The organism is Parendozoicomonas sp. 2304DJ65-17 (genome assembly GCF_058148445.1).
In genome coordinates this window covers 428,203-454,063 of sequence record NZ_JBYVJV010000003.1, presented here as the reverse complement: position 1 = coordinate 454,063, position 25,861 = coordinate 428,203, and the positions used below count along the sequence as shown (strand labels likewise).

Genomic DNA, 25,861 nt, shown 5'->3' with positions numbered 1-25,861 from the left:
GGGATGTCGAAGATTCGTACGCTGACATTTGATGCCATCGTAATTGGTGGTGGCGGTGCAGGTATGCGCGCGGCTCTGCAATTAACAGAGTCTGGTGTCAGTACTGCATGTATTACCAAGGTTTTTCCAACCCGTTCACACACTGTATCTGCTCAGGGCGGTATTACCTGTGCAATTGCTAGTGATGATCCTAATGATGATTGGCGCTGGCACATGTACGACACTGTAAAAGGGTCGGACTATATTGGTGACCAGGACGCGATCGAGTATATGTGCTCTGTCGGTCCTCAGGCTGTTTATGAGCTGGATCACATGGGTTTGCCATTCTCACGTACTGAAGAGGGTCGTATTTATCAGCGTCCTTTCGGTGGTCAGTCCAAGAATTTTGGTGAAGGTGGTCAGGCAGCCCGTACCTGTGCTGCTGCTGACCGTACCGGTCATGCTCTGTTGCACGCCCTGTATCAGGGTAACCTGAAAGGTGGAACCACCTTCTTTAATGAGTGGTATGCCGTTGATCTGGTGAAGAATGCGAAAGGCCAGGTGGCCGGTGTTATTGCTATCTGCATCGAAACCGGTGAAGTGGTTTATATCAAAGCCAAAGCAACAGTTATGGCGACTGGTGGCGCTGGCCGTATTTACGCTTCTACCACCAATGCCCTGATCAATACCGGTGACGGTGTGGGCATGGCTCTCCGTGCCGGCTATATGGCTCAGGACATGGAAATGTGGCAGTTCCACCCAACCGGTATTTATGGTGCTGGTGTACTGGTGACTGAAGGTTGTCGGGGTGAGGGTGGCTTCCTTATTAATGGTGATGGTGAGCGTTTTATGGAGCGTTACGCACCAAATGCCAAAGATCTTGCTGGTCGTGATGTTGTTGCACGTTCCATGATTCTTGAAATTATGGAAGGTCGTGGCGCAGGTCCTAACAAAGACCACGTGCTGCTGAAGCTTGATCACCTGGGTGAAAAAGAGCTGCATGCCAAGTTGCCTGGTATCTGCGAATTGTCCAAGACTTTTGCTCATGTTGATCCGGTGAAAGAGCCAGTTCCTGTTGTGCCAACCTGTCACTACATGATGGGTGGTATTCCCACCAATATCGGCGGTCAGGCTCTGCACCAGAATGCTGACGGTGTAGAAGAAGTTATTGAAGGTCTTTACGCCTGTGGTGAGGCTGCCTGTGTATCTGTTCATGGGGCTAACCGTCTGGGTGGTAACTCCCTGCTTGATCTGGTGGTATTTGGTCGTGCTGCAGGTCTTCAGATCAAGAAGAGCCTGGAAGAAGGTTTCGACTCTGTTGATGCCAGCGAAGAAGATATTCAGCGTGCCATGGGGCGTCTGAATCGCCTGAATAACTCTACTTCCGGTGAGAAGGTGGCGGACGTTCGTAAAGAGCTGCAGAACATTATGCAACTGAACTTTGGCGTATTCCGCGAAGAGGCCACCATGCAGGAAGGTCTCAAGCAGCTGGATGCTTTGAAGGAGCGTTTGAGTAATATTCATCTGGCAGACAAGAGTAAGGCGTTCAATACTGCGCGTATCGAAGCTCTTGAGCTTGAAAACCTCTATGAAGTTGCTTACGCCACGGCTGTTTCGGCTCTTGAGCGTAAGGAGTCCCGCGGTGCTCACGCCCGTAACGACTATCAGGAACGTGACGACGAGAACTGGCTGAAGCACTCTCTGTACTTCCCGGTAGAGAAAAAGGTTGGCAAGCGTGATGTGAATTTCTCGCCCAAGACCATGGAAGCGTTCCCGCCTAAGGCGCGGTCTTACTGAGAATCGAGGGAGGCTTAAGATGAGTTTACAGGTAAGCGTTTATCGCTATAACCCCGAGACGGACTCTGCGCCTTACATGCAGGATATCAATATTGATATTCCTGAAGGTAAGGATCTCATGGTTCTCGACGTTCTAGCTCTGATTAAAGAGCAGGATGACAGTCTGGCTTATCGCCGCTCCTGCCGTGAAGGTGTGTGTGGTTCTGATGGCTTGAATATCAGTGGCACGAATGGTCTGGCATGTATTACCCCGCTGTCTGAAGCAGTGCGCAAGGGTAAGCTGGTTCTGCGTCCTCTGCCTGGTTTGCCAGTTATTCGTGATCTGGTTGTTGATATGTCTCTTTTCTATAAGCAGTACGAAAAGATTCGTCCCTTCCTGATTAATAATTCACCGGCACCGGCTATTGAGAGACTGCAGTCCCCGGAAGAGCGGGCAAAGCTGGATGGTTTGTACGAGTGTATTCTCTGTGCCTGCTGTTCTACATCCTGCCCATCCTTCTGGTGGAATCCTGATCGGTTTGTGGGTCCTGCTGGTTTGTTGCAGGCTTACCGCTTCCTGGCGGATAGCCGTGATACTGCAACTGAAGAGCGTTTGTCAGCACTGGATGATCCGTTCAGTGTATTCCGCTGCCGTGGCATTATGAATTGCGTCAATGTGTGTCCTAAGGGGTTGAACCCAACAAGGGCGATTGGCCATATACGTAATATGCTTCTTGCAAACGGTACCTGATGAAAAAAAATCCCCGGTTATCCGGGGATTTTTTTTGCCTGTTAGGTATGGTGTTGGTGCATTTTTGTGATTGTGCAAAAAAAGGATACAGAAAACCGTTACTTAACAGGTGATTTGTGTAGGTGATAATGCCTATAATTAGCGACAGATTTACGGCAAGTGTCCAATGGGTTTGGACTTGCCGTATTTGGGTTTGATTGCTGCACTTATGAGGCGCAGTTAGCAATACGGTATTTACCAGAGACGATCTTTGATGTCAGTTTGTCTGCATCCAGAACTACAAGCGTCTCGTAAGGTTTAACCAACAGGGGCTTCCGGGCACAATCCGGGCTATCTGTGGGGACCGGCAAATGACAGAGCATATTTCGATCTGTTCGCCCGTCATTTAACGACCAGTCGTGCCTGCTGGCAGATAGTGTGCCCCTTCATTTGGGGTGATAGATACAATGCAAGATGGTGTCATGCAGCGGATGTGGCAATCTGCCCATATCTCCGGGGGGAACGCTGCATATGTAGAAGAATTGTACGAACGCTATCTGCGTGATCCAAATGCAGTGCCCGAGCAGTGGCGTGACTATTTTGCTGGCCTTCCTCAGGTCAGTGGTGCGACTGCCAACGATATTCCTCACTCAACCGTTCGGGAAAACTTTGTCCACCTGGCTCAAAGTCGCCAGCGACGTCAGCCTGTGGCTGCCAGCTCGGTTAGCAGCGAACATGAGAAGAAGCAGGTTCTGGTGTTGCGGCTGATCAATGGTTATCGGGTTCGTGGACACCAGAAGGCCAAACTTGATCCCCTTGGGTTAATGAGCCGTAAGGATATTCCTGATCTTCAGCTGGAGCATCATGGCCTGACTGAGGCTGACCTTGATACTCCTTTCCAGACCGGTTCTCTTTTTATTGGAAAAGAAGAAGCCACGCTGGGCGAAATCTGTGAAACCCTCGAAGCAACCTATTGCAGCTCAATAGGTGCCGAGTTTATGCATATTGTCGACACTGAACAGCGTCGCTGGTTCCAGCGAAAGCTGGAAAGTGTTCGTGGTCGTCCGGAAATGAGCGCCGATGCCCGTATGCATCTGCTGGAACGACTGACTGCAGCTGAAGGTCTTGAAAAATACCTCGGCACCAAATTCCCCGGAACCAAACGTTTTGGCCTTGAAGGCGGTGAGTCACTGATCCCTATGCTGGATGAGATGATTCAGCGGACCGGTGCAGGCTCTGTTAAAGAAGTTGTTATCGGTATGGCTCACCGTGGCCGCCTGAATGTTCTGGTTAACATCCTTGGTAAAAACCCTTCCGACCTGTTTGATGAGTTTGAAGGGAAGATTAACCTTCATTCCCAGAACGGTTCTGGTGATGTTAAGTACCATCAGGGTTTCTCTTCCAATGTCATGACCCCCGGCGGGGAAGTTCACCTCGCATTGGCATTTAACCCATCCCACCTGGAAATTGTCAGCCCTGTGGTTGAAGGTTCTGTTCGTGCGCGTCAGGATCGTCGCCAGGATATGGATCGTGATCAGGTTTTGCCTATCTCCATTCATGGTGACGCAGCCTTCGCAGGCCAGGGTGTGGTGATGGAAACCTTCCAGCTGTCCCAGACTCGTGCCTACGCCACCGGGGGCACCATCCATATTGTTGTCAACAATCAGGTTGGTTTTACCACCAGTAAGCGGGAAGATGCTCGCTCTACGGAATACTGTACAGACGTTGCCAAAATTGTTGGTGCACCAATCCTTCATGTAAATGGCGATGATCCTGAAGCTGTGATCTTTGCCACCAAACTGGCAGCTGATTACCGAAAAGAGTTTAAAAAAGACGTTGTTATTGATCTGGTCTGCTATCGTCGTCGTGGCCATAACGAGGCAGACGAGCCATCTTCAACGCAGCCGATGATGTACAGTCAGATCAAGGTTCAGGACACAACCCGTACTTTGTATGCCAAATCACTGGTTGAGAACGGGGTGATCTCCGACGAGCAGAATAACGGTATGGTCGAAGACTACCGTACTGCTTTGGATAATGGTCAACACGTAGCCAAGAGTCTGGTGCGTGAACCAAATACCAATCTTTATGTTGACTGGACTCCTTATCTTGGGCATGAGTGGACAGCTCTCCATGATACCCGTGTCGCTTTGGGAACCCTGCAAGAGCTGGGGCAGTCTTTGTCTCAGGTTCCGGAAGGTTTTGCCCTGCAGCGCCAGGTTGGCAAGATAGTTGATGACCGCCGCAAGATGGCTGCTGGTGCATTGTCCATTAACTGGGGTATGGCGGAGCTGATGGCTTACGCTTCACTGTTGATGGAAGGGCATCCAGTGCGTATCACTGGTCAGGATGTTGGCCGTGGTACTTTCTCCCATCGTCATGCTGTCCTGCATAGTCAGAAGGATGGAGCTACCTGGGTACCTCTTGCTCATCTTGCTGAAGATCAGCCACCTCTGCAGATTTATGATTCTGTTCTCTCTGAAGAGGCAGTACTGGCTTTTGAATATGGTTACGCGACAACCCAGCCTAATTCACTGGTGATCTGGGAAGCTCAGTTTGGTGATTTCGCCAACGGCGCGCAGGTTGTTATTGACCAGTTTATTACCAGCGGCGAATCCAAGTGGGGACGTCTGTGTGGTTTGACCATGCTGCTGCCACACGGTTATGAAGGGCAGGGGCCAGAGCACTCATCCGCCCGACTTGAGCGTTTCCTGCAGCTGTGTGCTGAACATAATATTCAGGTGTGTGTACCTACCACACCTGCTCAGGTTTTCCATATGATGCGACGTCAGGTTCTGCGTCCGTTGCGTAAGCCTCTGGTTGTATTTTCTCCCAAGAGTCTCCTGCGTCATAAAGAAGCTGTTTCTTCGCTGGAGGAGCTGGCGGAAGGTTCTTTCCAGACAGTACTTCCGGAAACCGATGAGCAGGATAACAGCCAGGTAACAAGACTGGTCATCTGTAGTGGTAAGGTTTACTACGACCTGAGAGATAAGCGCCGGGCTGAAGAGCTCAAGCATGTTGCCATTGTTCGGGTTGAGCAGCTCTATCCATTCCCTGAGGACGATCTGCAGGGAATTATGGATGCCTATCCTAATCTGACTTCCGTTGTATGGTGCCAGGAAGAACCCATGAACCAGGGTGCCTGGTACTGCAGCCAACATCATATGCACCGGGTGGTTGCCGGTCATACTAATAAAAAACTTGCACTCACTTATGCCGGCCGTCCCGCATCGGCAGCTCCCGCCTGTGGTTACATGTCTATGCATGTTGAACAGCAGCAGAAGCTGGTTGCAGATGCACTGGACCTGAAATAAGCAGCACTGGAGCAAAAGGAATCTGATTGATTATGGCTACTGACATTAAAGCACCAACATTTCCGGAATCTGTAGCTGACGGAACTATTGCTACCTGGCACAAGCAGCCCGGTGAAAGCTGCAAGCGCGATGAACTGCTGGCAGATATTGAAACCGACAAGGTTGTTCTTGAAATTGTTGCGCCAGCAGATGGCGTTTTGAAAGAAATTATTAAAAATGAAGGGGACACAATTCTTAGTGAAGAATTGATTGGCCGCTTCAGTGCAGGAGAGGTTGGAGAGTCTGCTGCTCCGGCACCCGCTGCAGAACCAGCAACTGCTGCAGCATCAGCGAATGCTGACCCGGTTCTGAGCCCTGCGGCCCGCAGAGCTGCTGAAGAGCTGAGTGTCGATCCTGCAGCTGTTCCCGGTACCGGTAAAGATGGACGGGTAACTAAAGAAGATGTGCTGGCCTTTGCGAAAGGAGGCAGTGCTCCGGTTGCCGCAGCTCCAGCACAGGCTACGTCTGCCCCGGCTCCAGCTGCTGCTAAGTCTCAGCCTGCTCCTATGGCACCAGTTTTTGATGGTGAGCGTGTAGAAAAGCGCGTTCCCATGACTCGCCTGCGTGCGAAAGTTGCTGAGCGTCTGGTTGAAGCTCAGCAGACAGCGGCTATGTTGACCACATTTAATGAAGTCAACATGAAGCCGATTATGGATTTGCGCGCACAGTACAAGGATAAGTTTGAGAAGCGTCACGGCGTGAAGATGGGCTTTATGTCCTTCTTTGTAAAAGCTGCTGTTGAAGCTTTGAAGCGTCAGCCTGTGGTAAATGCTTCCATTGACGGGAACGATATTGTATATCATGGCTATCAGGACATCGGGGTTGCCGTATCCAGCGACCGCGGGCTTGTTGTTCCTGTATTGCGCAATGCAGAAAGCATGGGTCTGGCTGACGTAGAATCAACAATTCGTGAATATGGGGTTAAGGCCCGGGACGGCAAACTCTCCATAGAAGAAATGACCGGTGGTACCTTTACCATCTCCAATGGCGGTGTATTTGGTTCTTTATTGTCTACACCTATCCTGAATCCACCCCAGGCAGCCATTCTGGGTATGCACAAGATTCAGGAGCGCCCAATGGCCGTTAATGGAGAGGTGGTGGTACTGCCCATGATGTATCTGGCGCTTTCTTATGATCATCGGTTGCTGGACGGAAAAGAGGCCGTAACCTTCCTGGTTACGATGAAGGAACTCCTGGAAGACCCCGCCCGTATACTTCTCGACGTTTAATGGTGGGTCTGACGGTTATCATTCTGGAAATAAAGACATGACAGATAAGTTTGATGTAGCAGTTATCGGGGCAGGTCCAGCTGGTTACGTGTGCGCTATTCGCGCCGCGCAACTGGGGCTCAAAACAGTTTGTATTGACAAGTGGATTGATGACAAAGGTAAGGCAAAGCTGGGTGGAACCTGCCTGAATGTTGGCTGTATTCCTTCCAAGGCACTTCTGGATACTTCCCACAAGTTCCATGAAGCCCATAAGGGATTTAAGGCTCACGGTATTTCTCTGGAAAAGCTTGATATTGATGTTCCTGCGATGATTAAGCGCAAGGATAAAGTGATCAAGCAGATGAACATGGGTATCAATGGCCTGTTCAAGGCGAATGGTGTTGAGTCTGTACTGGGCACAGCAAAGGTTCTGGCGGGTAAGCAGATTGAAGTTACCGCTGCTGATGGCAGCACCTCTGTGATTTCTGCGGAAAATATCATTATCGCTACTGGTTCTGTGCCCATTGAAATTCCACCAACACCACTGGATAACGACATCATTGTTGATTCCACTGGTGCGCTGGAATTCGATGCTGTTCCTGAACGTCTGGGTGTGATTGGTGCCGGTGTTATCGGTCTTGAGCTTGGCAGTGTCTGGTCTCGTCTGGGTTCCAAGGTCACTGTGTTGGAAGCACAGGATGCATTCCTGGCACTGGCTGATCAGCAGATTGCCAAAGAATCTGCCAAGATTTTCAAAAAGCAGAAGCTGGACATTCGTCTGGGTGCTCGGGTTGTTGGTTCTGAGATTAAAGGCCGTGAAGTTGAGGTGAAGTACCTGGATCCAGCAGGTGAAGAGCAAAGTGAAACCTATGACAAGCTGATCGTGTGTGTTGGTCGTCGTCCATACACCGAAAATCTGTTTGCTGCCGATGCTGGTATCAACCTTGATGAACGTGGTTTTGTCTTTGTTGACGACCAGTGCCGTACTGATGTTCCTGGTGTATACGCTATCGGCGACGTGGTACGTGGACCAATGCTTGCCCATAAAGGCTCTGAAGAAGGCGTTATGGTTGCCGAGCTGATTGCTGAAAAGGTTGCTCAGGTAAACTACGAACTGATCCCTTCCGTTATTTACACCCATCCAGAAGTAGCCTGGGCGGGTAAAACTGAAGAAGAAGTGAAGGCCAGCGGCGAAGAATACAAAGTGGGTACCTTCCCATTTGCGGCTATTGGCCGCGCAGTGGCAGCCAGCGAGAGCGACGGTATGGTCAAGGTTATTGCTGATAAGGCAACTGACCGGGTTCTAGGTGTTCATGCTGTTGGTCCATGTGCTGCGGAACTTGTTCAGCAGGGTGTTATTGCCATGGAGTTCAGCGCCAGTGCGGAAGACCTGCAACTGACTATGTTTGGTCATCCGACTTTTGGTGAGGCGCTTCATGAAGCAGCGCTGGCAGTGGATGGTCACGCTATTCATATGCCGAATCGCAAACGTTAATAGTGCGATAAGCCAATAAGAAAGTAGTTATAGGGTGAGGCTCCAGCCGCCTTAAAAGAGTGGCTGGCCAGCTTTGCAGAGGGGGAAGGGGAGAGGAGCTCCCCCGACCGATAATGATAAGGGTCGCGCCCCGCGCGCAGACAGGGTATTTGAATGAATCTGCATGAATATCAGGGTAAGCAGTTGTTTGCTGCCTATGGTCTTCCGGTTTCGACCGGTTATGCCTGTGATACGGCTGATGAAGCTGTGGCTGCAGCTGACAAGATTGGTGGCGATACCTGGGTAGTTAAAGCTCAGGTTCATGCTGGTGGTCGTGGTAAGGCAGGTGGGGTTAAGCTGGTAAAAAGCCGCGATGAGATTCGTGCTTTTGCCGAGCAGTGGCTGGGCCAGCGTCTGGTAACTTACCAGACAGATGAAAAAGGTCAGCCGGTTGCAAAAATCCTGGTTGAGAGCTGCACAGATATTGCCAATGAGTTGTATCTTGGTGCTGTTGTTGACCGTTCAACCCGTCGCATCGTTTTCATGGCATCCACTGAAGGTGGTGTTGAGATTGAAAAAGTTGCGGAAGAAACCCCAGAAAAGATTCTTAAAGCAGAGATTGATCCTCTGGTAGGCGCGCAACCTTATCAAGGTCGTGACCTCGCCTTTAAGCTGGGTCTTGATGCCAAGCAGGTGAAGCAGTTCACCAAGATTTTCCTGGGGCTGGCCAAATTGTTCCAAGATCACGATCTGGCACTGTTGGAAATTAACCCGCTGGTTATTACCGACGAGGGTGATCTGCATTGTCTGGATGCCAAGATTAATATCGATAGCAACGCTATCTACCGTCAGCCAAAGCTGAAGGCTATGCATGATCCTAGCCAGGAAGATCCTCGTGAAGCTCATGCTGCTTCTTGGGAACTGAACTATGTGGCACTTGATGGCAATATCGGTTGCATGGTGAATGGTGCAGGTCTGGCTATGGGCACCATGGACATTGTTAAGCTGCACGGCGGTGAGCCAGCCAACTTCCTTGATGTTGGCGGTGGTGCTACCAAAGAGCGAGTAACTGAAGCCTTCAAAATCATCCTTTCTGATGACAATGTGAAGGCTGTTCTGGTCAATATCTTCGGCGGTATCGTTCGTTGTGACCTGATTGCTGAAGGTATTATCGGTGCGGTTAAGGATGTTGGCGTGAAGGTTCCGGTTGTTGTTCGCCTGGAAGGCAACAATGCTGAGAATGGTTCAAAACTTCTGGCCGACAGTGGTCTGGATATTATTGCTGCTACCAGTCTGACAGACGCTGCGCAGCAGGTGGTTAAGGCAGCGGAGGGCCAGGCATGAGCATCCTGATTGATAAAAATACCAAAGTAATCTGCCAGGGCTTTACCGGTTCTCAGGGCACTTTCCACTCTGAGCAGGCTATTGCTTACGGTACTCAGATGGTTGGTGGTGTAACGCCAGGCAAGGGCGGACAGACCCATCTTGGTTTGCCGGTATTCAATACTGTGGCTGAAGCCGTTGAAGCTACAGGTGCGACTGCCAGTGTGATTTATGTGCCTGCACCTTTCTGCAAAGACTCCATTCTGGAAGCTGCGAATGCTGGTGTTGAACTGGTTGTCTGCATCACTGAAGGTATTCCAACTCTGGATATGCTGGATGCCAAAGTGAAGTGTGATGAGCTGGGCGTAACCCTGATTGGCCCTAACTGCCCAGGTGTTATTACTCCTGGAGAGTGCAAGATCGGTATTATGCCTGGCCATATCCATAAGCCAGGTAAAGTAGGTATTGTTTCCCGTTCCGGAACCCTGACTTACGAAGCCGTTAAGCAGACCACTGACTATGGTTACGGCCAGTCTACCTGTGTCGGTATCGGCGGTGACCCTATCCCGGGTTCTAACTTTATCGATATTTTGGCGCGCTTTGAAAAAGACCCTGCGACTGAAGCGATTGTTATGATCGGTGAAATCGGTGGTACTGCGGAAGAAGAAGCTGCAGCTTATATCAAAGAGCATGTGACTAAGCCTGTTGTTTCCTACATTGCTGGTGTAACTGCCCCTCCGGGTAAGCGCATGGGTCATGCTGGTGCGATTATCTCTGGTGGTAAAGGCACTGCAGATGAGAAGTTTGCTGCCCTGCAGGATGCCGGTGTGAAGACCGTTCGCAGTCTTGCCGATATCGGTGCTGGCCTGAAAGAAGTTACCGGTTGGTAATCTTCTACTTTATAAAAAAACGGGCAGCCTTGGCTGCCCGTTTTTTTTATGGTGTTACTAATCTTGCAGTTTCAGTCTTTCCAAAACAAAAGGGTTATTCCAACCCTGGATCTCAGCGATACGTCGGTTTCTTTCTTCTTCCCATGGTGTAACCGGGTACATGTTATTCCATGCGGTGTAGAGCTTTTGATCCTGCTTACTGAGTTTCAACTTGTAACGGGCAGCCATATAAAGATAGATGCGTGCAATCTTTCCTCTTTGAGCGGTTGGCGGCTCAGCTCGTCGTTGTTTGAAATTAACTTTGAAATCACACTGGCCATACATCTCTGGTGTATCAGGAAGGACTGCAAATCCATAGTTGGAACGATCCCCATTCACTTCACCAATTGTCGGGGTTAGGTTAAAGAGGTCGGATTCCATAGATTTAAATATGGGATCCTTTTTACACTTCTTGCGCCCACCTTCTTGCCAGCACTGTCTCTGGTGACCAAACACCCAGGCTGGCATCACATGCTCCCATTCAATTCTGTTTGCTCGCTTTTCCTGCTTACGTACTTGGTAGCCACAAGAGCTGAGATCGGGAATAAGCTTTTTATATTTGGGTGTGACAGCTGAGTAATCACAGTCACAGTAAAATGTTTTTTCATGATCCTGGTAGATGATGGCAGCCTGCTTTTTGGCTGAGCTGAAACTGGATGGGGTTCCAGCAGCCTGTGCAAGAGTCGTGCAAAGGAGGACTGCGGAAATAATAAAGATACGGTAGGGAGACATGAAGGGAATAATTGAATAGGTAAAGGTGCTATTCAATCATTCCCGGATAAGAAACTAAAGAGGTTTCGTTGTTCAGAATGCGGGTAGCAGCGCTACCCGTGGCTGGCTGAAGTATTACTGAGTGTAATGGTTCTGTGGGTCAAATAAACCGCCAGCATCTTCTGGCATTGCACCCTTCAATGGTGAAGATGCGCGGCCATTATGAATCATCCGAATAGTTGAATATTTGTCCATAGTCGCATCTTCAGCATCTCCAGAGTTTCGGATAATACTGGGCTTGATAAACAGCATCAGGTTCTGCTTGGTGAGAACATCTCTCTTATTAGTGAATAACCGGCCAAGCAGGGGGATATCACCAAGAAGAGGAACCTTGTCGACGTTGTGCTGGATATCGTCCCTGAGTATTCCTCCCAGTACGATTGTTTCCTGATTATCGACAACGATAGTTGTTTTGATCTTTCGTTGAGATGTAACAGGGTTGCTGTTGATATCGCTGGTGCCTGTTATCACACTCGAAAGCTCCTGTTCAATCTCAAGCCTGAGGGTGTTTGCATCGCCGACGTGGGGCGTAACTTTCAGTGTGAGGCCAACAGGTTTTCTTTCTGTGGTGTTAAATGGATTAGAGCTGGGAGTGTTGTTCTGCTGGTATGAACCTGTGGTAAACGAGATTTCTCGACCGACAACAAATTCTGCTTCTTCGTTGTCAAGAGTCATTATGTTAGGTGTAGACATCAGGTTGGCATTACTGTTTTGGCTGAGAGCATTCACCAAAACACCAAAGTTGCTGTTTCTGAGAAGCACCTGACCAATGGACATTCTAGTTAAGTCTAGAGGAGCTCCAACAACGGAAACCGGATTGGTTACGCTACCTTCGCCACTGCCTCCTTGGGCTACACTGTTTTTACCCTGATAGCCCCATTGTAACCCCAGGGTTTCATCAAGTGATCCAGTCATTTCAACAATGGCCGCTTCAATCAGTACCTGAGCTCTGCGAACATCCAGCTGGCGCACAAGGCCTTCCAGTTCTTTCAGGGTGTCTGGGTCAGCAATCATAACCAGAGCGTTGGTAGTTTCATCAGCCTTGATAAAAGCGTTATTACCCAATCCGCCTTTGCTAGTGCTTGATTTGCTGCTGGAGCGGCTAGCCGTTTGAGGTGAGCGGCTGGTTGAACGGCTTTTGCTGGATGCTGGAGAGCTGCTTTTGGCGTCCTGAGATTCATCCTGAATGGTTTGTGAGGCTTCATTCAGGATCTCGGCAAGATTTTTCGCATCGGCATGGCGCAGGAAAATAACCCGTGTAGAGGACTTGCGGATACCTTCCTTGTCGAGAGTTTGAACCAGTTTACGTACTCGTGCCCGCTTGTTGGCGTTGCCTTTGATGACCAGTCTGTTGCTGCGCTCATCGGCAATCACTTGCATGCCACTGGGCAGCTGTCCTTTGGAGGTTGCCAGAGTGTCCTGAATGATTTTGGCAACATCACCTACCCAGGCATGTTCAAGTGGCAGAACCTCATAATCATTGTCGCTGGCCTGATCAAGTTCCCGGACCAAGCGGGTAATGCGCTCAACATTGTCCTTCTGGTCGCTGATAACAACAGCATTACCTGATGCAGATGCCGCGGCATGGCCATATTGAGCAATCAAAGGCCGTACTATGGGAATTACTTCAACCGCAGACACACTGTGGAGATCAATAACCTTGGTCACCATGGTGGCCTTGGCAGGTTTGTCTTTGCCTTCAAAAGTTGGGCTGGCGGTTTTCGCTGTCGTACTGGGGATAATGCTGCGTACTTTGCCTTTTGGGATAACGGCGTAGCCGTTGGCATTCAGTACTTCCAGGAAAATATCGTAAATCTGATCTTTGGTCATTGGGCGTGAAGAGATCACGCTGACGGTGTTGCCGCCTTTGATTCTTGGGTCAATAACAAATGTTTCGCCGGTAATTGCAGCCACCTGTGCAATGAACTCACGAATATCGGCATTTTGCTGGTTCAGGGTCCAGCGTTTTTCTTCCTGAGATTTTGTGGCGGCAGGCTCGGAAGCTTGCTCGGCAGAATAACTCTGGGGCAGCCAGGCTGTGCTCACCAGTAGCAGGGCGATCTTCAGGCTAAAACCGCCTGACGGTAAAAAAGTGCGCATCGTCATTTAACTGCCAACCCATGAATTCGTTGTAGTTATCGGCAAGCTGAACATTTCCTTGCCTGATTTAATCTGGCTGCAATCAGCTCTCATCATCGTTATCTATTCGCCGCCGCAGGCCTTCCATCTTTTGTTCTAGATCCTTTACCTGGTCTGCAGTGTGGAGAGGTCCAGGGGGGAGTCTGTTATTAGTCGCTGCTGATGGAGGAGGTGGAGTATAGGGTTTGGCTCCCTGGTTTGTGGCTTCAGGGAAAAGAAGTTTTTGTAAACGGCCGTTGTAATTAATCACAACATAACGGGCGTGAATGCTTTCCAGTGTGGCTCCCCCAGAAATGGTGTCACCAGGGCGATACAGGTGATCCTGTCCATCATTTCCCTGAATAATTGCGCTGGACGGTACATCGCCAACACCCGCTAGAGCTCCGCGCAAGGTCAGGTTCAGAGTAGTTGCGGGAATATCGGCAGCTTTCAGGGCCTTGGGTTTGTCATCCGCTTTCCCAAACAGAAGTTGGAAGTCACTGGCAGCCAAGGTCTGCTTATGATCTGAAGCGTCAGAAGTCTTACGTTCCGGGGCTTCGGCAGTGAATTCATCGAACAGGCGCAGGGAATGAAAGGTCAATGAAACCAGTAACCCTACACAGAGGATGCCCAGTAAAAGCTGCCGGTGATAATTAACGAGCCACTGGCGCCCGGTGATCAGGGGGTCATTATTCATGTTAATGCTAAGAGAAGGCTCGTATTTTCCACAGATTTATAAGTGTTTGCCCTTTTATGAAGATAACAGCCGAATTCAAAATACGTCAAACTCTAGAGCACTTTATCGATTATTTTTACAAGATTTGTGTGATGTTATCGGGGTAAGGTAATAAGATATTGCGAAAAGAGAGTCTGTTTCATATTTTTGGAGCACAGGTTCTGCCCTATGAAAGTCATTGCTGCTATTTCTGGTGATGTCTTTTTCGGATGAAAAATAACAAAAACAGTTAATTTTTCTGTGTGTATCCTGAATTTGGCCGATCGAAACAATAATAAAGGTGTGATGTCACAGTTATGACTTCGAGATCAGGAGCTCAGTGTTGAGTACATCTTCCATGGAATTGGCCTCTGAGCAGGAGGCGCCAGTGGCATTATTGCCATTTCCATTCGCAAACCGTCATCAGGTTGTTCTGACTGAGGAAGACGGGCAGCCTCTGTTATTAAGTCATGGCCGCCCCAAACCTGAAATTTTTGCCGAAGTGCGACGTTTTGCCGGACGACCGCTTGTTTACCGTCGTCTCGAGAAAGAAGCATTTGCTGAGCTGATGACCCAGTGTTATCACCAGAACAGTGCCGATGCTCTCCAGCATGTGGCCGGAATTGGTGATGATCCTGACCTGTTCAGCCTTGCGGATGCCGTGCCAGAAACGGAAGACCTGCTTGAACAGTCTGATGATGCCCCTGTTATCCGCCTGATTAATGCTTTGCTGACAGAAGCTATCAAGGAAGGGGCTTCGGATATCCATATCGAAACCTTTGAAAGCCGGTTGGTGGCACGTTTTCGGGTGGATGGTGTTCTGCGTGAAATTCTCAGTCTGAAGCGCACTCTGGCAGCATTGCTGGTTTCCCGTATCAAGGTTATGGCGCGGATGGATATTGCTGAGAAGCGGGTGCCACAGGATGGACGTATCTCTCTCCGGGTAGCTGGTAAAGAAGTGGATGTGCGGGTTTCAACACTGCCATCCAGTAACGGCGAGCGAGTGGTGTTGCGTCTTCTGGATAAGGCTGCCGGGCGATTAAGCCTTGAACATTTGGGCATGCCATCCAAGCATATGAATCTTATCCGCCATATGCTCTCCCAGCCTCACGGCATTATTTTGGTAACCGGGCCAACTGGTTCCGGTAAAACCACAACGCTTTACGCCGGGCTTTCTTCACTGAATGACGCCAGCCGGAATATCCTGACTGTTGAAGACCCTATTGAATACAACCTTGAAGGTATTGGTCAGACTCAGGTGAATGCCAAAGTTGATATGACGTTTGCCAGAGGTTTGCGGGCGATCCTGCGACAAGATCCTGATGTGGTTATGGTTGGTGAAATCCGGGATACGGAAACCGCCGAAATTGCTGTGCAGGCCTCCCTTACTGGCCACCTTGTACTCTCAACTCTGCATACCAACACCGCTGTAGGTGCGATCACCCGTTTGCAGGATATGGGCGTTGAACCATTCCTGCTGTCTTCCAGCCTTGTAGGTGTGATGGCTCAGCGCCTGGTTCGTTTGCTGTGTGACTCCTGTAAGGAAAGTTATGTGGCAGATGATGCTGAGTGTAAGCAACTGGGTGTTGATCTAGCGAACCCTCCAACTCTTTATCATGCCAAAGGCTGCAGCGACTGTAAGTTCAATGGTTACCGTGGGCGAACCGGCATATACGAAGTGGTCATTATTGATGAGCAGATTCGCCGGATGATTCACCGTAATGAAGGTGAAATGGCCATCGTGGAATATATGAGAAAAACCACGCCGGGTATTCGTACCGATGGCATGGGCAAGGTGCTTGCCGGAGCAACAACTCTGGAAGAAGTGCTGCGTGTAACCCAGGACGACTGACTCGATGGCAGCATTCGAATACACAGCTCTTGATGAAGCAGGAAAGCAGCAACGGGGAACCCTTGAGGCTGACAGTGCTCGCCAGATTCGTCAGACCCTGCGGGATAAAAGCTGGACACCACTGTCGGTTGAAGAAGTTGCGAATAACAAAAAGACCAAGAGTGAAGCTTCCAACGTTTTCAGTTTTGGAGGTGGGCTTTCTGCTTCTCAACTGGCACTGATTACCCGGCAGCTGGCGACATTGGTTCAGGCGGCAATGCCTATTGAAGAGGCTTTACAGGCTGTTGCTGAGCAGCAGGAAAGTCGACGGACCCGAAATGCTGTTCTAGCGATTCGTTCCAAGGTTCTTGAGGGGTATACCCTGGCTCAAAGCCTGGATAATTTTCCAGGGTATTTTCCTCAAATGTACCGGGCTACAGTTGCTGCCGGTGAGCATGCTGGTTATCTCGATAAGGTTTTGAACCGACTTGCGGATTATACCGAGCAGCGTATGCAGTCCCGGCAGAAAGTGCAGCTGGCTATGTTGTATCCGGTTATTCTGATGCTGGCAGCAGTGGGTATTGTTAGTTTCCTGCTTGGTTATGTTGTTCCCGATGTGATCAAAGTGTTTATTGAAAGCGGCCAGGAACTGCCAGCACTGACCCGTTTCTTGATTGCGACCAGTGAAGGTTTCCAGGTCTGGTGGCCATGGCTGCTGTTGGGTGGTATCGCAGCCTTTTTTGGTATTCGGTATATCTTGTCTAAAAAGGGGCCGCGTCTGGCCTGGCACCGGCAGATTCTTTCCATGCCGATTATTGGTCGTTTCAGTCGGGCTCTGAATACTGCCCAGTTTGCAAGTACATTGAGTATTTTGACTCGCAGTGGTGTCTCTCTTGTCGATGCACTGGCGATTGCTGCTCAGGTAGTCAGCAATGATGCGATGAAAGCTTCCGTTATTGTGGTGGCGAAAAAAGTCAGTGAAGGGGCCAGTCTGCACAAAGCCTTGAAAGATACATCCCTGTTTCCACCGCTGATGATGCACATGATTGCCAGCGGTGAGGCGACTGGTGAACTCGATAATATGCTGGAGCGTACGGCGAACAATCAGCAGATGGAGCTGGAAAACCGGGTTTCCATGCTGGTAGGGATATTTGAGCCACTGATGCTGGTGGTGATGGGCGGTATTGTGATGGTGATTGTTCTGGCCATTCTTCTGCCTATCCTCAGTATGGATAGCTTGTTGGGATAATTGTGCGGTAACGACCCTGTAATACAGAATTTCAATGACAAGATTTGGGTTTTTGAAGGAGTTTTAAAATGATGTATCAGCGAAATCGAGTGTCGGGGGCGCAAGCCGGTTTTACCCTGATCGAAATCATGGTGGTAGTGGTTATTCTGGGGGTTCTGGCTGCCATTGTTGTACCAAATATTATGAGCCGCCCTGATCAGGCCAAGGTGACAGTGGCTAATGCTGATGTGAAAGCCATTGCCAGTTCTCTTGAAATGTATCGTCTGGATAATGGGTTTTATCCCAGTACTGATCAAGGGCTTGATGCTTTGGTCCGTGAACCTTCAGGATCCCCAGAGCCTCGTAACTGGAACCCTGATGGCTATCTGAAAAAGCTTCCTCAGGATCCTTGGGGCAATGCTTATCAGTATGAACAGCCAGGCACTAAAAATACCACGAGCTACGATCTTTACTCCCTCGGTGCTGACGGACGTGTAGGCGGCGACGGATTTAATGCGGATATAGGCAACTGGGAAGAGTGATTTGAATTCGCTGCGGAAGGGACTCAAACCATTCAGAAACGGTCAGGGCTTTACCCTGATCGAACTTCTGGTGGTGCTGCTGATTATTGGAATTGTTATTGGTGTGGCATTGATTGCCCCCAATGTGGGTGGTCCGGCGCAAACATTGAAGGATGAAGCATTGCGACTGCAGACTTTGATGGAGCAGGCGCGGGATCGTTCACTGCTGGAAAATACTGAAATGGGTTTGTCGTTTACTGGTGATGGTTATCGCTGGTGGCTCTGGAATCGGGATGAAGACAAGTGGGCGCTGTTGCAGGAGCAAAGCTTCCGGGATTACCGGTTACCCGAGAGCGTTGTGTTGACCAGTTTGAGCGACAGTTCAGCACTGAAAAACAAATCCGGCCAGCAGCAGTGGCGAAATCTGGAAAATGAAAAACCAACCTGGATTTTCCAGACAGATACACAGATTACCCCATTTCGATTCGAATTTACTTTGCGTGATGATCATCGCCACTCGGTGATACTGGAGAGTGACGGTATTGGCCCGGTTACAGCCCCCTGAGCAGAAAAAAAAGACCTCTCTGGCCGGTTTTACCTTACTGGAGATTCTGGTTGCGCTGGCAGTTTTTGCATTGGCCGCTTCAATTCTGCTTGTCGCAGATGGTCGTGCTATTCGGCAGACCGCCCGGATCCAGGAAAAGGTTCAGGCTTCATGGCTTGCCGATAATCAACTGAATAAATATTACGTAGAAGCGTCTTTTCCCGAGCCGGGTAAACGGTCCAATACAACAGAGTTGGGCGGAAAACAGTGGTACATCCGCGATACCATTTCTGAAACATCTCAAAGAAACCTGCGCAAGGTTGAAGTTGAGGTGTTTCCTGGAAAGGCTCGCCCTGCAGATAAAGCCAAGCCAGCCTTTCGCCTTACTGGTTACATCCGGAGGGTGAAGGAATGATCACTCTTCGTTCGTCTAGAAATGCTGGTTTTACCCTGCTTGAATTGTTAATCGCCATTGCCATATTTGGCCTGCTGGCAGCGGGGTGCTACAGGTTGTTTAAATCCGTAAGCAGCACCCATGAAGTGACTTCGGCCATCTGGCAGCAGAACAGTGAGCTGCAAAGATCACTGGCGATTATCCAGAAAGACTTCTCACAGCTGGCTATCCGACCCATTCGTAATGAATTTGGCGATAAGGAGCCAGCACTGACAACCAGCCTCCAGAAAACACTGGTGACTTTTACTCATCATGGTTGGCGTAATCATACCGGCGCAAAGCGCAGCGAGTTACAGCGGGTCAGTTATGTGTTCGACAGTGGCCGTTTGCTGAGGCGTTACTGGGAAACTCTGGACCGAGCGCCTGATACTCCTTACCGGGAGCAGGTGTTGATGGACAATATCCAGGGTTTTACCCTGAGATTTCGGGATGAAAAGAAGCGTTGGCATGAAAGCTGGCCACCGGTCAGTGACAAGCAGAGTGAACGGCTAAAGATTTTGCCGTCTGCGGTGGAGTACACCATTCTTCATGAAAAAATCGGTAGTGTTAAACAGCTTGTAGCGGCAGTGACCTATAAAGAAGAGGAAAAGAAAGCGCCTCCTCCAGCAGATGATAAAAACAATAATAAGCGATCACCCCAGAACCCAAATTCATCAACCGGCTCGAATAGTGGATCAGGTGAAAGCCAGGGTGGCGGTGTGCCTATCTATCCGGGGGATGAATAATGAGACGGCGTGAAGGTGGTGTTGCTCTGATTTTCGTCCTGCTGATTTTTGCCATGATTGCGGTTATGGCTTCGCGGATTGTTTCGGATCTTCACTTCAATACCGAAAAAACAGCGAGATATCTCCAGCACATGCAATCCCGGCACTATGCTATGGGCGCTGAACAGTTTGTTGCTGTGCTGCTGGAAGAAGACGCAGAGAAAGATAAACAGACCAAAAGAGCTGTTGATCACTGGAATGAACCCTGGGCAAATATTGAGCAGTCTCTCGAAACTGAGGATGGTGAAATCACAATCCTGACTCTGGATGACCAGGGACGGTTTAACTTGAATATGCTGGCAGGGAAGAGCTCAAAAGAATCCCAGGAAAAACTGAAAATGCTGGAGCGGCTGTTTGTGGCCAATGGCATTGATGCCCAGCTTGCGTATCGTATTCAGGATTGGGTGGATGAAAATCAGGACCCATTGCCGGGTGGTGCAGAAGACAATACTTATCTGCTGTTTGATACACCTTACCGAACGGGGGATACCACACTGGCCTCGGTATCAGAACTCAGGCTAATGGATATTTTAAATCCAGAAGAGTTTGAAAAGGTGCTGCCGCTGGTTAGCGTGCTGCCCGGAACAGAGGGCATTAACATTAATACTGTGTCTGCCCCTGTTTTTCGGGCTTTTCATGAGCGTTTCAGCGAGGCTGATGCGAAAGGTTTTGTTGACGGTCGCAGTAAGGATGGCTTTGCTGATATGAAGGAGCTGAGTAAACATCCTTTAGTTGGTGATAAATTCAGTAAGCAACCGTCTGGAGTGGTTGTATTTAAAAGCCAGTATTTCAGTGTTTACACCAAGGCACGCTATCGGGATATCACTTATTACCTGCATAGTCGGCTGGCGAGAAATGCAGAAGGGAAAGTCACGGTTATTTCCCGTGAAGTTGGAACGTTTCCACGTTGGGTGAAGACCTTGAGAGAATCAGTGAGGTAATAATGAAAACACAGCTGATTGTCAGGCTGCGCCCAGGCTCAGACCTGAGTGAAAACCGGTTTGAACTGGAGTGGGCTTGGGGCTCGCGGGATGAAGCCAGTGAAGGTTCTTTCCACCATGGCACGCTGGATGAACTTGCTGCCTGGAGGCAGGAGTTACCGCTGGATGAACAGGATTTACCGGTCATTCTGATTGTTTCTGGCTCTCTTGCCAGCAGTCATGTTGTTGTTCTCAATGAGAATCAGCGCAAGCATTGGCAACAGGCGCTGCCTTATCTTCTGGAGGAGCAGCTGGCTTCCGATCTGGAAAGCCAGCACCTGGTGTCCAGCCAGGCAGGTGATGACCGTGTTCATACGGCCTGTATCGGGCAGAATGACATGTCCTCAATCGTTAAGGCTTTTGTGGCTGCGGATGTTGACCCTCTGAAAGTTGTTTCGGAAACCCAGCTATTGAAAGGGCAGAATGGTTTGCTCTCTATCTGGCTGGAAGGTGAGCATGCGTTTGTTGTTTCTCAGGATGGCTTTGCCCAGTGGCTGGACCAGGATGCTCTGCCAGTTATGGTTCCAGGCCTTCTGGAAGAAGAGGCGGAGGAAGGTCTGGTTCAAAATGAGGATGAAGATTCAGACCATGCTCATATTGTGACTGGAGTAACGATTTATACACCTGCAGCAGATTCCCCTGTCGTGAGTTCTCTCGTGGAATTGGCCGGAAGTGATGTGCCTGTTGATGTTCAGCACAGAGAGTACGAATCTTTGTTGATTTCCATGATGCCTGAAATTGCCCGCCTGAATCAAAAACGACAACTTCTGGATTTTCGTACCGGCTCATTCAAATGTACCCGACGCGCTTCACGGCGTTGGCGGCAATGGCGTCCGGTCGCTGTAGCTGCAGGAGTCTGGTTGAGCGTAGAGTTGCTGTTCAATATTGGTAGTGGCTTTTATTTCCAGCAACAGGCGGAAGATTTGCGCAATGAGAACTTCGCCACTTATAAAGAGCTGCGGCCTGATGATCGCAGGGTGGTTGATGTTCGCCACAACCTGACCAAGTTTCTGCGGGATTCCAGTCAACAGAAAAGCAGTGCGGACTTCCTGAATATGCTGCAAGTGCTCTCCAGTGTCAGCAGTGATGAGGTAGGCAAAAGTATTACTCCCAAGAATATGGATTTTAATGATGCCAACGGCCGGTTGTCCCTCGATGTTCAGGCGGAAAGCTTTGATCTGCTAAACCGTTATGTCGATGCCCTGAAAGCGGCAGGATTAAATGCCCGAATGGAAACCGGTAATCAGGATGCCAAAGGTGTATCCGCTCGTCTGACTGTGAGGAGAGCCTGATGAATATGCTAAGCAGCAAACTCACTCCAGCGATAGATCAGGTGCGTGATCGTTTTCAACAGATGTCCCAGAATGACCAGCGTGCACTGATGGCGTTGTCTCTTTTCATGATTCTGGTGATTTTCTGGTTTCTCATCTGGAAGCCTCTGGATGACTGGGCTGACAGCGAGTATGCCGAGTTGGTGCTGGAGCGGGAAACCCGTTCATTTCTTGCCGCTAACTACAACCGTGCCAGTGAAATCATTAAAAACCAGAGTGCAGGCCCGAAAAAGGATGCGGCTGTGGTGATTTCCAGTAGTGGCCGAAAAGCTGGTTTGGAGTTAACCCGGGTGCAGCCCGCAAGGCAAGGAGTTTCAGTCTGGCTGGATGAAGCACCGTACCAGAAGTTGTTGGGCTGGTTGGTGCAGCTTCATAACCGGGAAGGGCTGGAGGTGCGCCAGATCAGGGTAGAACGCACCGACCAGACCGGAATGGTAAAAGTGTTTTTGAGGCTGGCCCGTTAAGCTGATCCCACAAATAAGGCAATATTACACCCTAAGGCAGCAATCCAAACCAGGGAGCGCTGCCAGTGCATATTGGTTAGATAGAAAACTCCAAACAGCACTCTTAAAGCAATAAACGCGATGGCCAGATAATCAATCAATGATTGATCCATTGCGCCAATCTGCTGAGCAATAATGACACCGGCAGCAAAGAACGGAAATGCTTCAAAACTGTTCTGGTGAGCTGCGTGGGCACGAGCCCCGAAACCTTCCAGAGAATCAAGAAACTGTCGTGGTCGTTTATTATTAAATCCGGGTTTGGATTTTTTGGCGATAGATGCCCAGATAAAAGGCATGATAGCCGCAACCAGTACACACCAGTAGGCGATAGTCATAATACCCGTCCATGTTATTGTTATTAGGGCCAGATATTATGCAGCCACCACCACTGGAATAGAAGCGGCATCCGGGCACCAGCAATTGATTTTACGCAACTCCAGAGACAACTCTTCTCTTTGTGAGTCAGGGGCGTGTTTAAGCTGTTCTTCCTGCCACTGTTTCAGGTGCGTTTTCCAACCTTTACTGAAAGCTGGGTTTGGGCATAGAAAACGGGTCACACCAAGAGTTTTTAGTTTTTCCTCAAGTTCGTCTGACCATCGCGATTGATCGGCAAAATGCATATCAAAAGGATCAATATCCAGATCTTTTAAAGCGTCTCCGAACATAAGTTCCAGTTCCAGAGGTGAACCTTTACCCAGCAGTTCCCGTGCTTTTGAAATACGTGATGCTTTATTGCGGGATTTTTCCGGGGCTTCGTAGTCAGGATTATGATCTTCTCTCATAAACAGGTGGTCACTGTCAGTCATAAGCCCTTTGGCCTTAAGCTCATGTCTTGTATGGTCTTTCAACGTTTCGCCTTGATCTGTTGGCTTTACCTTTAGTGGCCTGTTAGTGATAAAGCAGGTGTTAATCTTCCGTTCATGGAGTTTTTTGGCCAATGGTTGCATTCCAGCAATCAATTGACCATTTTCTGTTTTGGCCCACTGGTTAAAGCATTCCTGTCCGGATGCCACATGCCCTTTGGCTGCCATGGCTGTACGCCAGCGGTCGTTTGAAAGAAAAGTGCCGTCGATATCAGCAATAACACCAGCTTTTTCGGGGGCTCCGGCGTACTCGTCAATCATGTCACTCACAATATTTGTGAGCTGAATCATATAAGCTTCGAAACTTGCACTTTGAATGTAATGCAGGCTTTGCAGACATTCTCTGGCCCGGTCTTCATTAGGAATGCCTTCATCATCGAGGGAGTCTTCTTTGTGTAACTCAATAAGACGATTTTTGGCTTCTTCATCAATATCAAAACCGGCCTTATGAGTGATTCTGTCCCAGTAGCCATAAACTGGGTTTGGGAAAACAATATGATCCCGTCCTAGGGCTTGTTGACCTTCTTCCGAATGTACCCAAATTGCAGGGCCATCGGGAGTATCTGGCATACTGGCTCCTGAGTCGGATAGCTTATCTCCTACGGTCAGGATGCCACCTTTATGTTGTTCCCTGATTCCCTGAATTTGTTCTTTCTTGGTTTTTCCGGGAACTTTTGAAGCAATTTTTACCTGACCATCTTCAACGGAGAATCCATGTTTACGCAGGGTTGCCGTGGTCCAGGTTTCTAGATCTTTATGATCGCCTCGAGCTGTAAGAAAAGTAATTTTTACTCGTGGGTCTTTTGCCCACTTTTTTACAAAATCCAGAGAACCTGCCGTTGGGACAGACGCATGATTCTGGGCGTGTTGCCACCACTCGTTGCTGCGGGACTCACTCATTTGCTCATTTGTTTTTAACATTCCGCCGAAGAAACTGGAGGATTCCAGCAGGCAGTCATCAATATCAAGCACAAGGCCCACAGTTTCCTTGGAATCCGGAGGCAGCTTATCGAGCTTTTTCTGCAAGGCCCTGTCTGCAAAGGCGAATGTCTGCATGCTCAAGGCTTTAAAGGCTGCAGATTTTTGTTTCCATTCAATAGCCTGAACCAGTTCCTGGTAGAGCTTGTGCTTTTTGATCTGCCATTCCGTTAAAGGGGCTTCCTGGGGAGTTGTGCCTTCTATCTTCGGACGTTTGGCCGGTGGAGCTTGATCTTCAGAAAAACTATCAGGATGTGTATGAGGTACAGAGACAGCAACAGATTGTGCAGATTGAAACATTACAGAGTCACTCCATGACAATTTTGAAATCTGTCAAAGGGTGGCCGGAGACGTGCAGTAAAACACTGACTCAGCGGTTAGTTATGCTGACGCCTTTCAGGGTTGGTGGGTACGGCGGTACTCACCGGGTGGCATGCCCGTCCAGCGTTTAAAGGCTCGTTGGAAAGCTTCTGTGGAGGAAAAGCCTGTCAGGTAAGCAATTTCTGCCACAGGGAGAGGGGAATGGGACAAGCTTGAACAGGCTAGGTCTTTGCGGGTGGTTTCAAAAATATCTTTGAATGTTGTGCCTTCGTCCTGAAGCTTCCTGCGCAGAGTCCAATGGGGAACTTTGAGTTGTTCGGCAACAGTTTCCAGTGAACACGCATCAGGCAGGCAGCCGGCTATGGCGCGTGCTGTACGATGGGCAAAGGTCAATGGGTTCTCAAGGCTTGCCAATTGCTCCTGGCACAAAGCTTTCAGGCGGTAGTGATCTGGTGGTGAGCTGAACTGTAGCGGAATGTTCAGTGCTTCTGGTTTCAGAAATACACAATTTTCTGATTGAGCAAAAAATACCTCGCAGGGAACAGTCTGGCTGTAAGCCTCTATATAATGTGGAGCCGGGAATTCAATATGAACTTTGGCGACAAGGTCGTTGCTTCCCGTCAGGTGCTGACACAAGCTAACCCAGCCCATCAAAATACTGTCGACCACAAACCGGTTAAATTCATTGTAGGGCGCTATTGAATAGAATCTGATGCTGGGGTTCTTCGGATCAGCATCCCAGCAAATATTACCCCGTATATTACGGGCATAGAGCGGTTCAAACTGTGCCAGTGTTTGGAAAGCTGATCCAAGATCAGGTGCTGTAAGTGCTGCCATGCCTGCCAGTCCCGAGCCGGTAATGCCTCCCAGACGGCCAGCTTCCAGCCCCAAGGCGGGGTTATCGGTTAAGTCAATCAGAGCCTCTCCCAGACGCATAAAGCGAGGGATGCTTAGCCACTGCCCGGACTGTTGCAGTTTCTCTTCATCAAGATCAAAACGAGCCAGAATTTCTGACGGATCCCGGTCAGCAGCCCGTGTTGCTTTCAATAATGGCAGTACAAAGTCTGCAGAAAGTTCACCCAGGTTCATAAAAGTTCGAGGCACACAGCGATCATATTTTTGTCAGTTCCTATCATTGTTGTTTGCTTCCTGGCTGGTTACTTTGAA

Annotated in this window: 22 protein-coding genes; 16 read left to right on the top strand and 6 right to left on the bottom strand. The window is 49.4% G+C overall.

Translation table 11 applies throughout. The features are described 5' to 3' along the window. Window positions 1–3 precede the first annotated feature (3 nt). The 7 genes from sdhA to sucD all read left to right on the top strand — a co-directional run bounded on the left by sdhA (window position 4) and on the right by sucD (window position 10,733). Window positions 4–1,776 (top strand): succinate dehydrogenase flavoprotein subunit, encoded by a 1,773-nt coding sequence (gene sdhA / locus ACY2RR_RS11375; protein ID WP_490108264.1) that lies wholly within the window; start codon window positions 4–6, stop codon window positions 1,774–1,776. Window positions 1,777–1,795: 19 nt separating this feature from the next. Continuing rightward, window positions 1,796–2,506, top strand: a complete 711-nt coding sequence (locus ACY2RR_RS11370; protein ID WP_490108263.1) for a succinate dehydrogenase iron-sulfur subunit — start codon at window positions 1,796–1,798, stop codon at window positions 2,504–2,506. Between the two features lie 446 nt (window positions 2,507–2,952). After that, a complete protein-coding gene (locus ACY2RR_RS11365) occupies window positions 2,953–5,799 on the top strand; it encodes a 2-oxoglutarate dehydrogenase E1 component (RefSeq protein WP_490108262.1) in 2,847 nt (948 codons plus the stop codon). 32 nt (window positions 5,800–5,831) lie between these two features. Beyond that, entirely contained in the window at window positions 5,832–7,067 is a 1,236-nt protein-coding gene (gene odhB, locus ACY2RR_RS11360; protein WP_490108261.1) for a 2-oxoglutarate dehydrogenase complex dihydrolipoyllysine-residue succinyltransferase, read from the top strand. Between the two features lie 37 nt (window positions 7,068–7,104). Then, window positions 7,105–8,541, top strand: coding sequence for a dihydrolipoyl dehydrogenase (gene lpdA / locus ACY2RR_RS11355; protein WP_490108260.1), 1,437 nt, complete (start codon window positions 7,105–7,107; stop codon window positions 8,539–8,541). A gap of 153 nt (window positions 8,542–8,694) precedes the next feature. Continuing rightward, a complete protein-coding gene (gene sucC / locus ACY2RR_RS11350; RefSeq protein WP_490108259.1) occupies window positions 8,695–9,864 on the top strand; it encodes an ADP-forming succinate--CoA ligase subunit beta in 1,170 nt (389 codons plus the stop codon). Beyond that, the gene (sucD, locus tag ACY2RR_RS11345) at window positions 9,861–10,733 is read left to right on the top strand and encodes a succinate--CoA ligase subunit alpha (RefSeq protein WP_490108258.1); all 873 of its coding nucleotides are present in this window, start codon (window positions 9,861–9,863) and stop codon (window positions 10,731–10,733) included. The genes sucC and sucD overlap by 4 nt, the downstream gene beginning before the upstream one ends. 57 nt (window positions 10,734–10,790) lie before the next feature. On the opposite strand, the gene ACY2RR_RS11340 is transcribed toward sucD, so the two are convergent. The 3 genes from ACY2RR_RS11340 to ACY2RR_RS11330 all read right to left on the bottom strand — a co-directional run bounded on the left by ACY2RR_RS11340 (window position 10,791) and on the right by ACY2RR_RS11330 (window position 14,358). Beyond that, a complete protein-coding gene (locus ACY2RR_RS11340) occupies window positions 10,791–11,540 on the bottom strand; it encodes an endonuclease (RefSeq protein WP_490108257.1) in 750 nt (249 codons plus the stop codon). Between the two features lie 78 nt (window positions 11,541–11,618). Next, window positions 11,619–13,649, bottom strand: a complete 2,031-nt coding sequence (gene gspD / locus ACY2RR_RS11335; RefSeq protein ID WP_490108256.1) for a type II secretion system secretin GspD — start codon at window positions 13,647–13,649, stop codon at window positions 11,619–11,621. 76 nt (window positions 13,650–13,725) lie between these two features. Then, a complete protein-coding gene (locus ACY2RR_RS11330; protein ID WP_490108255.1) occupies window positions 13,726–14,358 on the bottom strand; it encodes a type II secretion system protein N in 633 nt (210 codons plus the stop codon). 376 nt (window positions 14,359–14,734) lie between these two features. On the opposite strand from ACY2RR_RS11330, the gene gspE reads away from it, so the two are divergent. The 9 genes from gspE to ACY2RR_RS11285 all read left to right on the top strand — a co-directional run bounded on the left by gspE (window position 14,735) and on the right by ACY2RR_RS11285 (window position 22,493). Further along, complete coding sequence (gene gspE, locus ACY2RR_RS11325) at window positions 14,735–16,228, top strand: type II secretion system ATPase GspE (RefSeq protein ID WP_490108400.1); 1,494 nt, start codon at window positions 14,735–14,737, stop codon at window positions 16,226–16,228. A gap of 4 nt (window positions 16,229–16,232) precedes the next feature. Next, window positions 16,233–17,456 carry a type II secretion system inner membrane protein GspF gene (gene gspF, locus ACY2RR_RS11320; protein ID WP_490108254.1) on the top strand — a complete coding sequence of 408 codons (1,224 nt, stop codon included), beginning with the start codon at window positions 16,233–16,235 and terminating at the stop codon, window positions 17,454–17,456. Between the two features lie 68 nt (window positions 17,457–17,524). After that, window positions 17,525–17,977 (top strand): type II secretion system major pseudopilin GspG, encoded by a 453-nt coding sequence (gene gspG, locus ACY2RR_RS11315; protein ID WP_490108253.1) that lies wholly within the window; start codon window positions 17,525–17,527, stop codon window positions 17,975–17,977. Between the two features lies 1 nt (window position 17,978). Next, window positions 17,979–18,521 carry a type II secretion system minor pseudopilin GspH gene (gspH, locus tag ACY2RR_RS11310; RefSeq protein ID WP_490108252.1) on the top strand — a complete coding sequence of 181 codons (543 nt, stop codon included), beginning with the start codon at window positions 17,979–17,981 and terminating at the stop codon, window positions 18,519–18,521. Beyond that, window positions 18,499–18,915 carry a type II secretion system minor pseudopilin GspI gene (gspI, locus tag ACY2RR_RS11305; RefSeq protein ID WP_490108251.1) on the top strand — a complete coding sequence of 139 codons (417 nt, stop codon included), beginning with the start codon at window positions 18,499–18,501 and terminating at the stop codon, window positions 18,913–18,915. Before gspH ends, gspI begins: the two co-directional genes overlap by 23 nt. Further along, on the top strand, window positions 18,912–19,679 hold the full coding sequence (gspJ, locus tag ACY2RR_RS11300; protein WP_490108250.1) for a type II secretion system minor pseudopilin GspJ: 768 nt from the start codon (window positions 18,912–18,914) through the stop codon (window positions 19,677–19,679). Before gspI ends, gspJ begins: the two co-directional genes overlap by 4 nt. After that, window positions 19,679–20,659 (top strand): type II secretion system minor pseudopilin GspK, encoded by a 981-nt coding sequence (gene gspK / locus ACY2RR_RS11295; protein WP_490108249.1) that lies wholly within the window; start codon window positions 19,679–19,681, stop codon window positions 20,657–20,659. Before gspJ ends, gspK begins: the two co-directional genes overlap by 1 nt. Before the next feature lie 2 nt (window positions 20,660–20,661). After that, window positions 20,662–21,990, top strand: a complete 1,329-nt coding sequence (gene gspL / locus ACY2RR_RS11290; RefSeq protein WP_490108248.1) for a type II secretion system protein GspL — start codon at window positions 20,662–20,664, stop codon at window positions 21,988–21,990. Continuing rightward, window positions 21,990–22,493, top strand: a complete 504-nt coding sequence (locus ACY2RR_RS11285) for a type II secretion system protein M (protein ID WP_490108247.1) — start codon at window positions 21,990–21,992, stop codon at window positions 22,491–22,493. The genes gspL and ACY2RR_RS11285 overlap by 1 nt, the downstream gene beginning before the upstream one ends. Here ACY2RR_RS11285 and ACY2RR_RS11280 read toward each other — a convergent pair. The 3 genes from ACY2RR_RS11280 to ACY2RR_RS11270 form a co-directional block, all read right to left on the bottom strand. Continuing rightward, entirely contained in the window at window positions 22,490–22,867 is a 378-nt protein-coding gene (locus tag ACY2RR_RS11280; protein WP_490108246.1) for an MAPEG family protein, read from the bottom strand. The genes ACY2RR_RS11285 and ACY2RR_RS11280 overlap by 4 nt on opposite strands. A 36-nt stretch (window positions 22,868–22,903) precedes the next feature. Then, window positions 22,904–24,673, bottom strand: coding sequence for an HAD family acid phosphatase (locus tag ACY2RR_RS11275; protein WP_490108245.1), 1,770 nt, complete (start codon window positions 24,671–24,673; stop codon window positions 22,904–22,906). 96 nt (window positions 24,674–24,769) lie between these two features. Beyond that, window positions 24,770–25,783, bottom strand: a complete 1,014-nt coding sequence (locus tag ACY2RR_RS11270; RefSeq protein ID WP_490108244.1) for an AraC family transcriptional regulator — start codon at window positions 25,781–25,783, stop codon at window positions 24,770–24,772. Between the last annotated feature and the right edge of the window lie 78 nt (window positions 25,784–25,861).